The organism is Nocardioides nitrophenolicus (assembly GCF_016907515.1).
GTDB lineage: Bacteria > Actinomycetota > Actinomycetes > Propionibacteriales > Nocardioidaceae > Nocardioides > Nocardioides nitrophenolicus.
Map to the genome: position 1 here is coordinate 2,968,782 of NZ_JAFBBY010000001.1, position 12,491 is coordinate 2,981,272.

Sequence of the window (12,491 nt, forward strand, 5' to 3'; positions counted from 1 at the left end):
AGGGTGTCAGCCGCGGGGCATCAGCCACCAGCCGGCGAGGTAGACGAGCAGGCCGGCGCCGCCGGTGAAGACGGTGAGGGCGACCGTCAGCAGCCGGACCACGGTGACGTCGACGTTGAGGTGGGCGGCGACGCCGGCGCAGACGCCGCCGATCATCTTGTCGTGCTCGCGGCGGGTGAGCCGGCGGGGCGCGGCGGGGTGCTGGGGGCTGGAGTAGTTGTCGTAGTTGGTCATGCCTCAACGGTGCCGTGCCGGGCGCCGCGACACATCGGGGAACGACCCCGGTCCGACCCGGATCCGACCCTGAGAACCCGGAGCCCGCCGACCTGCCACAATCATCCCGTGCCCACCGTTCGTCCCCAGGTGGTCGCCCATCGCGGCGCCAGTCACGAGCTCGCCGAGCACACCCTGGGCGCCTATCTCGCGGCCCTCGACGACGGCGCCGGCGGACTGGAGTGCGACGTCCGACTCACCGCCGACGGACACCTGGTGTGCGTGCACGACCGGGACCTGCGGCGTACCGCCGCCAACAAGGGCATCGTGTCCACCATGGAGCTCGCGGACCTGTCCGAGCTCGACTTCGCGGCGTGGAAGAACCCGTGGGCCGACCTCGACGACGAGGCGCCCGACGAGGACGAGAACCTGCGCGGCGTGCTCACCCTCCGCAAGCTGCTGGAGACGGTGGCCGACTACGACCGCCGGGTCGAGGTGGCGATCGAGACCAAGCACCCGACCCGCTACGGCGGCCTGGTCGAGAAGCGCCTGGTCGACATGCTCCGCGACTTCGGCTGGCACCGCGCGGGCGCGCCGGTCCGGGTGATGAGCTTCTCCTTCACGGCGCTGCAGCGCGTCGAGCGGCTGGCGCCGGAGGTCCAGCTGGTGCAGCTGCTCGACAAGCCCAACTACTGGCCGATGCTGCGCCGGGTGATCGGCCGCGAGTGGATCGTCGGTCCCGGCATCAAGATGCTGCGCGACCATCCGCGGGTGGGGGAGTCGATCGCGCGCTCGGAGCGCGACATCCACGTGTGGACGGTCAACAAGGAGAAGGACCTCGCGCGCTGCCTAGACCTCGGGGTGAAGGCCGTGATCAGCGACCGGCCACGGTTCATGCTCGACCTGCTGGAGGAGCGCTTCGGCCCGGCCGAGTAGGTTTCCGCGCATGGCGAAGAAGAACCGCACCAAGACCGCTGCCGAGACCCCCGCGGGCGAGGTCGGCCCCCGGCAGCCCTGCCCCTGCGGGTCCGGCAAGCGCTACAAGGCGTGCCACGGCGCGCCCGGCGGCGGCCAGGTCTTCGTCAAGCGGCCCTTCGAGGGCCTGCCGTCGGAGTGCGACGTCGTGGCGCTGCGCGAGCTGGTGCCGGCGGCCACCGCCCCGCTGACCCTCACCGGCGAGTACGCCGACCGCGTGGTCAAGCTGTGCACCCTGCTGCCGATGGCGGCGCCCGCGCTCGTCCGCGACAGCGGCGAGGTGTGGCTGGGCCTCCAGGTGCAGCACAACTTCGGCGACCCGGCCCGCGACCTCGGCGCGGTGCTGCTCGAGGCGCTCGCCGCCGAGCCCGGCGCCGGCATGGTCGGCCTCACCGCGCCTCCCGGGCCCGGTCCGCGGCTGCAGGACCTGGTCGCGGGCGACGAGCTCGCGGTCGAGGTGCACGAGGGCTTCGACTACTGGGTCTCCGACATGGACGCCAGCTCCGAGCTGGCGCAGGCGCTGGAGCAGGCCGAGGGCGCGGCCTCCCCGACCGCTCGGCTGACCGGCGTGGCAGCGGCGTACTGGACCCGGATGGGCGCCAAGGAGCACCTGCGCTGGGTGATGCCCGAGCCCGAGGACGCGCTGCTCGACGCGCTCGCCCGGCTGCATGTCTCCGGCGACGACGTGATCGTCCCGGACGCCCGCTTCGTCGGCATGTTCCGCGCCCACGGCCTGCTCGCGCCGGTGTGGGACCTGCCGGTCGGTACGGGCGCTGCGGCGCTCGAGGAGCCGGCCTCCGCGTTCAAGGCCAAGCTCGACGCGGCACTCGCCGACGACACCGACCTCACCACCGAGCAGCGCTCGGCGCGCAACGGCCTCGCCAACCGCCAGGTCACCATCCGCTGAGGGTCGGTACGACGAGCTCAGGCGGGCTGCAGCGCCCAGACCTTGAGTCGTGAGTAGCCCTTGACCGACACCCGCCGGAGCCGGCGGAAGCGGTAGCGACCGGTGTGGTCGTCGGCGTCGTCGTCGACCTGCCCGGTGAGCGCCTCGTACGCGCCGAGGTCGACCAGCACCGAGCTCTGGCGGGCGACCGAGGTGAGCCGGGCGGCGATGTTGACGACGGGACCGAACACGTCGCCGAGGCGGGTCACCACCTCGCCGTACGCGATGCCGGCCCGGACCGCGGGGAACGGGTCGTCGGGGTCGGCGCCGCGGCGGGTCAGCTCGAGGGCGAGGTCGGCCATCGCCTCGGGGGACTCGGCGACGATCAGGAGCTCGTCGCCGATGTTCTTGATGATCCGGCCGCCGCGGTCGACGGTCAGCCCGAGCACGGTGGACTCGAAGGACTCCAGCCAGGTCACCAGCTCGCGGTCGGTGAGCGTGCGGGAGCGGGAGGTGTAGCCGACGATGTCGACGAAGCAGACGGCCAGCATCGTGGTCGGTCCGGAGCTGCGCTCGGCGAGCAGCCGGGCGCTGGCGCTGAGCAGGTGGCGGCGCCACACATAGCTCTGCAGCTCCTCGACCCGGGGCATCACCTCGTCGGAGACGGCGAGCAGCCCGGCGGTCGGGTCGGCGCCGGCCTCGGCGGCGACGGAGGCGAGCAGCGCGACCTGCCAGTCGGCGAGCCGGGCGAAGCTGCGGCCCCAGGTGCGGACCAGTCCGTCCTGCCGCTCCTGGCTCAGGATTCCGAGCCGGATCAGGTCGCTGGTCAGCTGGAGCGCTCGGACGTCGGCGCTGGTGAACGCCGCCTCGTCGTCGGGCACGTGGGCGAAGCCCAGCAGGTGCCACAGCTCGTTGGCCGTCTCGAGGGGTACGCCGGCCTGCGCGGCGACCTGCTCCTGGGTGAGCCAGGGCGCCTCACCGAGGAGATGCTCCTCGAGCGCCCCGACCACCCCGCCGGACGGGGCGGGGTCGTCGGGCGTGCTCATCGTCGTACGGTCGGTCGGGGCGCGGCCGTCAGGAGCCGAGCCGGGCCTGGGCGACCTCGACGAGCGCGTCGTGGAAGGCCGGCCACTCGGCGTCGAGCTCGCGCAGGGTGTCGTCGGTGAGGTGGATGGTGTCGAGCGGCGTGAGCGCCACGATGGTGGCGTTGCGCAGCTTCTGGCCGACGATCGCGGCCTCGCCGACGATGTCGCCGGCACCGAGCTGGGCGATCTCGGCGCCGTCGCGACGGACCGAGACGGTGCCGTCGAGGATGATGTAGGCCTTGTCGGCCGGGGTGTCCTCCCAGATCGGCGACCAGCCCTCGGGGAGCTTCACCCGCCGTCCGGTCGCGCTGATCCGCGCGATCTCCTGAGGCGAGAAGTGCTCGAAGAACGTTGCCATGCTGACCCTTTCGCCGTGCCCGGTGCAGCGCGCGCCGGGCTCATCTGCCCTCTCCCCGACTGTCACCGTCGACCCTAGTGCGCCCGGCGCCGGTGCGGGGAACACCTGTCACAACGTGTCCGGGACACGTGCGTTATCCCGACGTACGTCACGGCGCGGCCGGGATGTGGTGGCGGCTGGCATCGGCTGTAACACGGGGTTCGCTGGTGTGCATGACCCGCGTCGGCTGTACCGGACCCGTACGGACGGCCCTGACCGACGTCTGGGGTCGGGAAGAGCGGCGAACTGCGTGTTACAGCGCCCCGCAGTGACGCCCACCCCACTGCTCTGCCCCGCCCCGCCCCCCACAGGCGCGAGCGGCGGCAGGCTCAGCCGCGCGCCGGGTCGGCGGGATAGACCCCGAGCACCTTGATGTCGGTGGTGAAGAAGGTCAGCTCCTCCAGCGCCCGCTTGAGGCCGGTGTCGTCGGGGTGGCCGTCGACCTCGGCGAGGAACTGGGTGGCCGCGAAGTGGCCGCCGACCATGTAGCTCTCCAGCTTGGTCATGTTGATGCCGTTGGTCGCGAACCCGCCGAGCGCCTTGTAGAGCGCCGAGGGGAGGTTGCGGACGTTGAACACGAAGCTGGTGACGACCGGGCCGTTGCCCTGGGGCGCCATGACGTACTCGGGGGAGAGCAGCACGAAGCGGGTGGTGTTGTGGTCCTCGTCCTCGACGTCGCGACGCAGGATCTCGAGGCCGTAGATCTCGGCGGCGAGCGGCGGCGCGATCGCGGCCTGGCTGGGGTCGGCGGCCTCGGCGATCTCGCGGGCGGCGCCGGCGGTGTCGCCGGAGATGATCGGGGTCAGCCCGAGCTCGCGGATCACCTTGCGGCACTGGCCGAGCGCGTGCACGTGGCTGTGGACGGTGCGCAGCGTCTCGACCGACGCCCCCGGGACCACCATCAGGTGGAACTGGATGCGCAGGAAGTGCTCGGCGATGATGTGCAGCCCGGAGTCGGGCAGGAAGTGGTGGATGTCGGCCACCCGGCCGGCGATCGAGTTGTCGATCGGGATCAGCGCGAGATCGCAGTCACCGCTCCCGACCGCCGCGAACACGTCCTCGAACGAGGCGCAGGCGACGGCCTCGGCGTCCGGGTAGTGCTGCTTGCACACGATGTGCGAGTTGGCGCCGGGCTCCCCCTGGTACGCGATTCGGACCATGCCGGAAAGGGTAGTCGCGGCGCGTGGGCCCCGGCCGCGCGGTCTCGCGGACTACGGTCGCCCTCATGGCCGTCGTCCTCGCGCTCCTCGCCCTCCTGGTGGCCCTCGCCGCGCTCGCCGTGGCGCTGCGTGCCGGCCGGTCCACCGCCACCGGCACGGTCGAGGACCTGCCCGCCGACGCCGCCGGCCTGCGCCGCGAGGTGGCCGCCCTGCGGGCCGAGGCGGTCGGTGCGCTGCGGCATCTCGCCGTCGTCCGGTACGACGCCTTCGACGAGATGGGCGGACGGCTGTCGTGGTCGTTGGCTCTGCTCGACGACAGCGGCGACGGCGTCGTCCTGACCTCGATCCGGGGCCGCAACGAGGCCCGCACCTACGCCAAGTCGATCGCCGCCTGGAGCGGTGACCAGGAGCTCTCCCCGGAGGAGGCCGAGGCGGTCGCCCACGCGCGGCTGGCCCGCACCTGACCCGCCGCCCGGCCTACAGCGTCCGCGGCACCCGCACCAGTACCCGGCCGTGGATGCACTCCATCCGCAGCTCCGAGCCCAGCCCGATGGTGTCGCCGTCGAGCTGGCGCGGCACCTCGCTCGACGCGCGTACGACGACCTTGCGGCCGGTCATCCGCGCCACCGACTCGCCCGCGTTGCGCTCGCGCCGGGTCACCACGCGCAGCACCAGCGGGATCCAGCTCAGGAACCGCCGCGGGTACAGCAGCACCACGTCGAGCTGGCCGTCGTCGATGGCGGCGTCGGGGATCAGGTTCATCCCGCCCTGCAGGCTGCCGACGTTGCCGATGACGCAGGTGCGGGCGCGGTGCTTGGTGAACGGCATGTCGTCGACCGAGATCTCCAGGCGCATCGTCGGGAACATCAGGCCCTTGAGCGCCGAGAGCACGTAGGCGAGCCAGCCGACCTTCTTCTTCAGGTCCTCGTTGACGCCCTCCATGATCGCGGCGTCGAAGCCCATCCCGGCCATCACCATGAAGTGGGTGGGCTCGAGGCCGTCGCCGTCGACCTCGACCATGTCGATGGCCCGGTCCTGGCCGGTGAGGGCGATGTCGATGGCGGCGCGGATGAACAGCGGGATCTCCAGGTTGCGGGCCAGCAGGTTGCCGGTGCCGGCGGGGACGACCCCCACCGGGATGCCGGTCCCGGCGAGCTCGGCGCACACCTCGCGCACCGTGCCGTCGCCGCCGCACACGATGACCAGGTCGGCGCCGTCGACGGCTGCCTGCTCGGCCTGTCCGGTGCCGGAGTCCTCGACGGTGGTGAGGTACCACTGGGGCGCGTTCCAGCCGGACTCCAGGGCCATCTGGGTCACGATGCCCTGGAACTGCTCGACCGACTCCACCTTGATCGGGTTCAGGACGACGGCCAGCCGGCGCGCCGACGGGAACGGCTCGGGCAGCGGCTCGGCCTTCAGCGCGTGGCTGCGGGGGAGCGGGTTGTAGAGCGCCACCCCGAGCAGCAGCACGCCGACGCCGAGCAGGGTGCCGCCGACCACGTCGCTGGGGTAGTGCCGCCCGAGCAGGATCCGGTCGGCGGCGACCAGCGCCCAGACCAGCACGGCGAGCGTCGAGAGCAGCCGCCGGATCCCGGGCCGGCGTACGAGCATCACGGCGAGCAGGATCACCAGTCCGGCGAAGGCCGCGGCCGCCGAGGTGTGCCCGGAGGGGAAGGCGTTGGAGTGGAGGAAGTACTCGGGGTCCTGCCAGACGGGCCGGCCGCGGCCGACGAGCACCTTGGCGCCGTACGTCAGCAGGGCGGTGGCCGCCATCACGGCGCCGACCAGGATCCCGGCCCGTCGGTGCCGCCTCACGATGAGTGCGAGCGCGAGGACGACGGTGATCGCGGTCATGCAGGGGGTGCCGAAGGCGATCTCGATCGCCCGCAGCGGGTGCTCCAGCCAGGTCTGGTCGCTCGCCCAGGACCGGGCGGACTCGCCGGTGCCGTCGAAGTCCTCCACCCACGACCAGTCGGCGGCGACGGCTCCGGCCACCCCGGCGAACAGGGCGAGCAGGATCAGCGAGGCCAGGAGAGGGGTCCGGCGGGGTCGGTCGAGCACTGGTGGAGGATAACGTCGAGGCATGACCGCCCCCTCTTCCGTGACTCCCTCGTCGACGACGCTGGGCCGCTCGGGCCTCGTCGTGTCCCGCGTCGGCCTCGGCTGCAACAACCTCGGCCGGCCGGGCGCCGCCACCGAGTCGCAGGAGGGCACCGACCGGGTGATCGGCGCCGCGCTCGACGCCGGCATCACCTTCTTCGACGTCGCCGACACCTACGGCGCCACGCCGGGCCTCTCCGAGGAGCGGCTGGGGGCGGCGCTCGGCGCGCGCCGGTCCGAGGTGGTGGTGGCCACCAAGTTCGGCATGGACATGCGCGGCGTCAACGGTCCCGACTTCGGCGCCCGCGGCTCGCGGCGCTACATCCGCACCGCCGTCGAGGCCTCGCTGCGCCGGCTCGGCACGGACTGGATCGACCTCTACCAGTTCCACACCCCCGACCCGCGCACCCCGATCGAGGAGACCATGTCCGCGCTCGACGACCTGGTCCGCGAGGGGAAGGTCCGCTACCTCGGCCACTCCAACCGGGCCGGCTGGCAGATCGCGGAGGCGGAGTACCTCGCCCGCGAGCTCGGCGTCGAGCGCTTCGTCTCTGCACAGAACCACTACAACCTGACCGACCGGCGGGCCGAGCTCGAGGTGCTGCCCGCCTCCCGCGCGTACGGCATCGGCGTACTGCCGTACTTCCCGCTCGCCAACGGCCTGCTCACCGGCAAGTACGCCTCCGGATCCGCACCCGCCGGCACCCGGCTCGCCCAGACCCGCCAGCACCTGCTCGAGGACGCCGTCTCCCCGACTCTCCAGGCGTACTCCGCGTTCGCCCGGGCCCGGGGCGTCTCCGAGGTGACCGTCGCCATCGGGTGGCTGCTCGCCCAGTCGCCCGTCGCATCGGTCATCGCCGGCGCCACCACGCCCGAGCAGGTCGCCGCCAACGCCGCCGCCGACCAGTGGGTCCCGACCGCCGAGGACCTCGCCGAGCTGGACGCGCTGTTCCCCGCGCCGGAGCCCATTGCGCTGTATTGAGGCTGTATTGAGGGTGTCGGAATCGCCGGTTGACCGGTTGTTCCTGCACTTGTCGGGCGTTGCAACGCCCGACAAGTGACAGTTTCGCCGGTCAACCGGCGATTCATACACCTCCCCCGACCCAAACCGATGCGCGACCAGCCACGGTCGGCGGATAGCCTGAGCCGCATGATCGACCCCCGCCTCCTCCGCGACGAGCCCGACCGCGTCCGCGCCTCGCAGGTCAAGCGCGGGGCCTCTCCCGACGCGGTCGACCGGGCGCTCGACGCCGACGCCGCCCGGCGTACGGCGATCGCCGCCTTCGAGGAGAAGCGCGCCGCCCAGAAGAGCTTCGGCAAGCAGGTCGCCCAGGCGCAGGGTGAGGAGAAGCAGGCCCTGCTCGCGCAGGTCAAGCAGCTCGCGGCCGAGGTGAAGGAGCTGGAGGCCGCGCAGGCGAGCGCCGACGAGGCGTGGACCACGGCTCTCAAGGCGATCCCCAATGTCGTCGCCGACGAGACCCCGTCCGGCGGCGAGGACGACTTCGTGGTCCTCGAGACCGTCGGCACGCCCAGGGACTTCGCGCAGGAGGGCTTCGAGCCGCGCGACCACATCGAGCTCGGCCGCATCCTCGGCGCGATCGACCTCGAGCGCGGCGCCAAGGTCAGCGGCAGCCGGTTCTACTTCCTCACCGGCGTCGGCGCCCAGCTCGAGCTGGCCCTGGTCAACCTGGCGATGGAGCAGGCGCGCAACGCCGGCTTCACGCAGGTGATCGCGCCCTCGCTGGTGCGCACCGAGGCGATGGAGGGCACCGGCTACCTCGACCAGGGCGGCGGCGAGGACATCTACCGGATCGAGGGCGAGGACCTCTACCTGGTCGGCACCTCCGAGGTGCCGATGGCGGCGTACCACTCCCAGGAGATCCTGGACGCCGACAGCCTGCCGCGCCGCTACGCCAGCTTCAGCCCCTGCTTCCGCAAGGAGGCGGGCTCCCACGGCAAGGACACCAAGGGGATCATCCGGGTCCACTGGTTCGACAAGGTGGAGATGTTCGTCTACACCACGCTGGAGGACGCGGCGGCCGAGCACCAGCGCCTGCTCGCGTGGGAGAAGGAGTTCCTCGACAAGCTCGAGCTCGCCTACCAGGTCGTCGACATCGCGGCCGGCGACCTCGGCGGCAGCGCGATCCGCAAGTTCGACTGCGAGGCGTGGATCCCGACCCAGGGCAAGTACCGCGAGCTGACCTCGACCTCGAACTGCACCGACTTCCAGACCCGTCGCCTCGACACCCGCGGCCGGTTCGGCGAGCGCACCGGACCGATCGCGACGCTCAACGGCACCCTCACCGCGATCACCCGCGCGATCGTCGCCGTCCTCGAGACCCACCAGCAGGCCGACGGCTCGGTCCGGGTCCCGAAGGCGCTGCAGCCCTTCATGGGCGGCCTCGAGGTGCTGGAGCCCGTCGCACGATGAGCGACTGGCAGCCCCGCCTCGTCGCGCTCGACATCGACGGCACCCTGCTCAAGTGGGTGGCGGGGCTCGGCATGAGCCACGAGGAGGTCACCCCGGCCGTCCACGACGCCGTCCAGCGGGTGCTCGACTCGGGGGCCCACGTCGTGCTGTCCTCGGGCCGCGCGCCCCACAACATGACGATCGTGGCCGACATGCTCGACCTCCACGGCCACGGCGAGCGGCTCTGGATCGTCGCCGCCAACGGCGCGGTCGTGCTGCGCTACCCGCCCGCCGAGGTGGTCCACGAGGTGACCTTCGACGCCCGCGCCGCCGTGGCGGCCGTCCTCGAGCAGCACCCCGACGCGCTGGTCGCGGTCGAGGAGCGCGGGGTGGGCTACCGGGTGTCGGGCCCGTTCCCCGACGGCGAGCTCGGCGGTACGACGATCATCGCCGACGTCGACGACATGGTCGCCCAGCCGGTCAGCCGCGTCATCATCCGCGACCCGAAGGCCACCGCCGAGGACTTCGTCGCGCTGGCCGCCAACCTCGGCCTCCACGGCACCGACTACGTCGTCGGCTGGACCGCCTGGCTCGACCTGGCCCCCGTCGGGGTGTCCAAGGCCTCCGGCCTCGAGTACGTCGCCCAGCAGCTCGGCGTCGACCGGGCCGACGTGCTGGCCATCGGCGACGGCCGCAACGACATCGAGATGCTGCAGTGGGCCGGCCGCGGGGTGGCGATGGGCCAGGCGGTCGACGAGGTGAAGCAGGTCGCCGACGCGGTGACCGACTCCGTCGACGACGACGGCGCCGCGGTCGAGATCGGGCGCTGGTTCCCCGCCCCCGGATCTGGTGGGATGGGCCTGTGAGGTCCCGCCGTCCGCTCCGCGCCGCCCTGCTCGGGGCCCCGGTGGCGCTGGTGGCGCTGGTCGCGCTCCCGGGCGCCGCCGCCCAGGCCGCGTCCGGCGGGCTGCCGGCCGACTGCGCGCCGATCGACATCACCAACGAGACGGCGCTCGACCAGAGCGCCGCGGCCGCCGACGACGTGTTCGCCGGCCGGGTCGACGCGGCCGCTCCGGTGACCGGCTCCACCCGGGTCGGCTACGGCGTCACCGTCGAGCGGGCCTGGCTGGGCGATGTCGCCCAGGGCCAGCAGGCCGCGGTCACCATCGACTGGCCGGCGGGGGCGCAGCCGGGCGTGACCCAGGGCGCGTCGTACCTCTTCTTCACCACGGACACCGTCGACGGCATCGTCGCCGACGCGTGCGGTGGCGCGGTGCTGTTGCCGAAGGGGCTGACCCCGAAGGTCGCGAGCATGCTCGAGAAGTACCTCGCCTCGGTCGAGCCGCCGCCCGCGCCGGAGCCGACCCCCGCGCCGGTGAGCTTCCACCAGCCCGACGACCCGCTGGGCGACCCGCCCCAGATCGGGCGGGTGGTCGCCTCGGGTGCCGCGGTCAGCCTGATCGGCGTGCTCGGCCTGCTGCTGGTCTCGCGGCTCGGCCGGCGCCGCTCCTAGAGGTACATCCCGCCCGACGACCCCTGCTCGCCACCGGGCTGCTGGGGCGCCGCCTGCTCGGCCGGGGGCGCGCCCGCCGCGCCGGGGCCGCCGAGGCTCATGCCGGGCGGCAGCGCGCGACGGATCTGCTCGAACTGGGCGCGCGCCGCCATCTGCTGGGCGTAGATCGCGGTCTGGATGCCGTGGAAGAGGCCCTCCAGCCAGCCGACCAGCTGGGCCTGGGCGATCCGCAGCTCACCCTCGGACGGCGTCGCGTCCTCGGAGAAGGGCAGCGAGAGCCGCTCCAGCTCCTCGACCAGCTCGGGGGCCAGGCCCTGCTCGAGCTCGGCGATCGAGGAGCGGTGGATCGCGGCCAGCCGGCTGCGGCTCGCCTCGTCGAGCGGGGCGGCCTTCACCTCCTCGAGGAGCTGGCGGATCATGCTGCCGATCCGCATCACCTTGGCGGGCTGCTCGACGAGGTCGGTCAGCGCCCGCTCCCCGTCGTCGTCGCCGTCGTCGGCGGTCGCGGCGCCGGCCTGCTCGACGGCGGACGCCGGCACGGTGCCGATCGGCTGCCCGTCCGGACCGATGACGACGATCTGCTCTTCGCTCCCGGAGGCGTTCTCGCTCATGATCCCAACTTACCCATCCCCCCGTTGGGCGATGCGGGGGCCGCCCGGTCGGCGTACGTTGCCGATGGGCCCGGCCGGGGCCCCGGTGTGAGCGGCCTCGACCGGTCCGGTGGACAGCCACGTCCGACCCGACGACCGAGGAGCAAGCACATGTTCATCCAGATGATCCAGGGCCCCTGCACCCGGCAGGACGATGCCCAGAAGATGCTCGACGAGTGGCGGCGCGACCTGGCTCCAGGCGCGACCGGCTGGCTCGGCGGCACCCACGGCTTCACCGACGACGGCCAGCTGATGGCCGTGGTCCGCTTCACCGACCGCGAGGCGGCGATGGCCAACTCGGCCCGGCCCGAGCAGGGCGCCTGGGCGGAGCGGATGGCCGCGGTGATGGACGGCCCGATGACCTTCCACGACTGCGACGACGTCACGCTCTTCCTCGACGGCGGCTCGGACGCGGCCGGCTTCGTGCAGATCATCACCGGCAGGGTCGACGACCCGGACCGGCTCAAGGCGATGCTGGCCGACACCGAGACGCTGCACGAGATGCGTCCCGAGATCCTCGGCGGCACCCTCGCCATCGAGGCCGACGGCTCCTTCGTGGAGACCGTCGCGTTCACCACGGAGGCCGCGGCCCGGGAGGGCGAACGGATCGAGCCGCCGCCCGACGTACGCCGGGAGCTGGAGTACGCCCTCGCCGGGGCCAGCTTCCACGACCTCCACCACCCCTACTTCCAGAGCGCCTGAGGAGGCCCGCGATGCTGTTGGAGGGCTGTCAGGTCACGGCGAACATCCCGGCCGCGGACCTGGGCCGCGCGCGCAAGTTCTATGCCGAGACCCTCGGCCTGGAGCCGTACGACGAGAACCCGGGCGGCCTGATCTACCGCACGGGCGGGACGGACTTCTTCGTCTACGAGACCCAGGAGGCGGGGAAGGCCGGGCACACCATCGCCCAGCTCCATGTCGCCGACGTCCGGCCGGTCGTCGAGGAGCTGCGCACGCGCGGCGTCAGCTTCGAGCACTACGACCTGCCCGGGACCACCTGGGACGGCGACGTGGCGGGGATGGCCGGGATGGGCCATGCCGCGTGGTTCAAGGACAGCGAGGACAACATCTTGTGCCTCGACGACCGCAGGCCGGTCTGATC

15 protein-coding genes are annotated in these 12,491 nt (G+C 72.6%); 9 read left to right on the plus strand and 6 right to left on the minus strand.

All coding sequences use genetic code 11. From position 1 onward, the window contains the following. Nucleotides 1–6 precede the first annotated feature (6 nt). A complete protein-coding gene (locus JOD66_RS14455) occupies nt 7–234 on the minus strand; it encodes a PspC domain-containing protein (protein ID WP_204837544.1) in 228 nt (75 codons plus the stop codon). A gap of 108 nt (nt 235–342) precedes the next feature. Between JOD66_RS14455 and JOD66_RS14460 the strand changes: the two genes are divergently transcribed. Further along, complete coding sequence (locus JOD66_RS14460) at nt 343–1,149, plus strand: glycerophosphodiester phosphodiesterase (RefSeq protein ID WP_204837545.1); 807 nt, start codon at nt 343–345, stop codon at nt 1,147–1,149. A gap of 10 nt (nt 1,150–1,159) precedes the next feature. Beyond that, entirely contained in the window at nt 1,160–2,095 is a 936-nt protein-coding gene (locus JOD66_RS14465) for a DUF5926 family protein (RefSeq protein ID WP_204837546.1), read from the plus strand. 17 nt (nt 2,096–2,112) lie between these two features. Here the strand turns inward: JOD66_RS14465 and JOD66_RS14470 are convergent, their stop codons facing one another. The 3 genes from JOD66_RS14470 to JOD66_RS14480 form a co-directional block, all read right to left on the minus strand. Beyond that, a complete protein-coding gene (locus JOD66_RS14470) occupies nt 2,113–3,120 on the minus strand; it encodes an adenylate/guanylate cyclase domain-containing protein (protein ID WP_204837547.1) in 1,008 nt (335 codons plus the stop codon). 28 nt (nt 3,121–3,148) lie between these two features. Then, nucleotides 3,149–3,517, minus strand: a complete 369-nt coding sequence (locus JOD66_RS14475; RefSeq protein ID WP_204837548.1) for a Crp/Fnr family transcriptional regulator — start codon at nt 3,515–3,517, stop codon at nt 3,149–3,151. A 368-nt stretch (nt 3,518–3,885) separates the two neighbouring features. Beyond that, nucleotides 3,886–4,716 carry a prephenate dehydratase gene (locus JOD66_RS14480; protein WP_204837549.1) on the minus strand — a complete coding sequence of 277 codons (831 nt, stop codon included), beginning with the start codon at nt 4,714–4,716 and terminating at the stop codon, nt 3,886–3,888. A 65-nt stretch (nt 4,717–4,781) separates the two neighbouring features. Between JOD66_RS14480 and JOD66_RS14485 the strand changes: the two genes are divergently transcribed. Beyond that, a complete protein-coding gene (locus tag JOD66_RS14485; protein WP_204837550.1) occupies nt 4,782–5,180 on the plus strand; it encodes a DUF4446 family protein in 399 nt (132 codons plus the stop codon). A 13-nt stretch (nt 5,181–5,193) separates the two neighbouring features. Here JOD66_RS14485 and JOD66_RS14490 read toward each other — a convergent pair whose 3' ends face one another. Next, nucleotides 5,194–6,777, minus strand: a complete 1,584-nt coding sequence (locus JOD66_RS14490) for a bifunctional phosphatase PAP2/diacylglycerol kinase family protein (protein ID WP_307823528.1) — start codon at nt 6,775–6,777, stop codon at nt 5,194–5,196. A gap of 22 nt (nt 6,778–6,799) precedes the next feature. On the opposite strand from JOD66_RS14490, the gene JOD66_RS14495 reads away from it, so the two are divergent. The 4 genes from JOD66_RS14495 (at nt 6,800) to JOD66_RS14510 (ending at nt 10,739) form a co-directional block, all read left to right on the plus strand. Next, nucleotides 6,800–7,798 (plus strand): aldo/keto reductase, encoded by a 999-nt coding sequence (locus tag JOD66_RS14495; protein ID WP_204837552.1) that lies wholly within the window; start codon nt 6,800–6,802, stop codon nt 7,796–7,798. A gap of 168 nt (nt 7,799–7,966) precedes the next feature. Beyond that, entirely contained in the window at nt 7,967–9,247 is a 1,281-nt protein-coding gene (gene serS / locus JOD66_RS14500; protein WP_204837553.1) for a serine--tRNA ligase, read from the plus strand. Then, nucleotides 9,244–10,092: an HAD family hydrolase gene (locus JOD66_RS14505; protein ID WP_204837554.1), complete on the plus strand. Its 849-nt coding sequence runs from the start codon at nt 9,244–9,246 to the stop codon at nt 10,090–10,092. Before serS ends, JOD66_RS14505 begins: the two co-directional genes overlap by 4 nt. Continuing rightward, entirely contained in the window at nt 10,089–10,739 is a 651-nt protein-coding gene (locus JOD66_RS14510) for a hypothetical protein (protein WP_204837555.1), read from the plus strand. The genes JOD66_RS14505 and JOD66_RS14510 overlap by 4 nt, the downstream gene beginning before the upstream one ends. Here JOD66_RS14510 and JOD66_RS14515 read toward each other — a convergent pair. Then, nucleotides 10,736–11,350, minus strand: coding sequence for a bacterial proteasome activator family protein (locus JOD66_RS14515; protein WP_204837556.1), 615 nt, complete (start codon nt 11,348–11,350; stop codon nt 10,736–10,738). The two genes, JOD66_RS14510 and JOD66_RS14515, sit on opposite strands and share 4 nt — an antisense overlap. A 150-nt stretch (nt 11,351–11,500) precedes the next feature. Between JOD66_RS14515 and JOD66_RS14520 the strand changes: the two genes are divergently transcribed. Both JOD66_RS14520 and JOD66_RS14525 read left to right on the plus strand, forming a co-directional pair. After that, the gene (locus tag JOD66_RS14520; protein ID WP_204837557.1) at nt 11,501–12,091 is read left to right on the plus strand and encodes a hypothetical protein; all 591 of its coding nucleotides are present in this window, start codon (nt 11,501–11,503) and stop codon (nt 12,089–12,091) included. Between the two features lie 11 nt (nt 12,092–12,102). Next, nucleotides 12,103–12,489 (plus strand): VOC family protein, encoded by a 387-nt coding sequence (locus JOD66_RS14525; protein ID WP_204837558.1) that lies wholly within the window; start codon nt 12,103–12,105, stop codon nt 12,487–12,489. The last annotated feature ends 2 nt before the right edge of the window (nt 12,490–12,491 follow it).

Bases quoted from the DNA above. Each gene is read 5' to 3' on its own strand.
- JOD66_RS14455 (WP_204837544.1), bottom strand. From the start codon at position 234: ATGACCAACTACGACAACTACTCCAGCCCCCAGCACCCCGCCGCGCCC.
- JOD66_RS14465 (WP_204837546.1), top strand. From the start codon at position 1,160: ATGGCGAAGAAGAACCGCACCAAGACCGCTGCCGAGACCCCCGCGGGC.
- JOD66_RS14470 (WP_204837547.1), bottom strand. From the start codon at position 3,120: ATGAGCACGCCCGACGACCCCGCCCCGTCCGGCGGGGTGGTCGGGGCG.
- JOD66_RS14475 (WP_204837548.1), bottom strand. From the start codon at position 3,517: ATGGCAACGTTCTTCGAGCACTTCTCGCCTCAGGAGATCGCGCGGATC.
- JOD66_RS14480 (WP_204837549.1), bottom strand. From the start codon at position 4,716: ATGGTCCGAATCGCGTACCAGGGGGAGCCCGGCGCCAACTCGCACATC.
- JOD66_RS14485 (WP_204837550.1), top strand. From the start codon at position 4,782: ATGGCCGTCGTCCTCGCGCTCCTCGCCCTCCTGGTGGCCCTCGCCGCG.
- JOD66_RS14495 (WP_204837552.1), top strand. From the start codon at position 6,800: ATGACCGCCCCCTCTTCCGTGACTCCCTCGTCGACGACGCTGGGCCGC.
- serS (WP_204837553.1), top strand. From the start codon at position 7,967: ATGATCGACCCCCGCCTCCTCCGCGACGAGCCCGACCGCGTCCGCGCC.
- JOD66_RS14505 (WP_204837554.1), top strand. From the start codon at position 9,244: ATGAGCGACTGGCAGCCCCGCCTCGTCGCGCTCGACATCGACGGCACC.
- JOD66_RS14515 (WP_204837556.1), bottom strand. From the start codon at position 11,350: ATGAGCGAGAACGCCTCCGGGAGCGAAGAGCAGATCGTCGTCATCGGT.
- JOD66_RS14520 (WP_204837557.1), top strand. From the start codon at position 11,501: ATGTTCATCCAGATGATCCAGGGCCCCTGCACCCGGCAGGACGATGCC.
- JOD66_RS14525 (WP_204837558.1), top strand. From the start codon at position 12,103: ATGCTGTTGGAGGGCTGTCAGGTCACGGCGAACATCCCGGCCGCGGAC.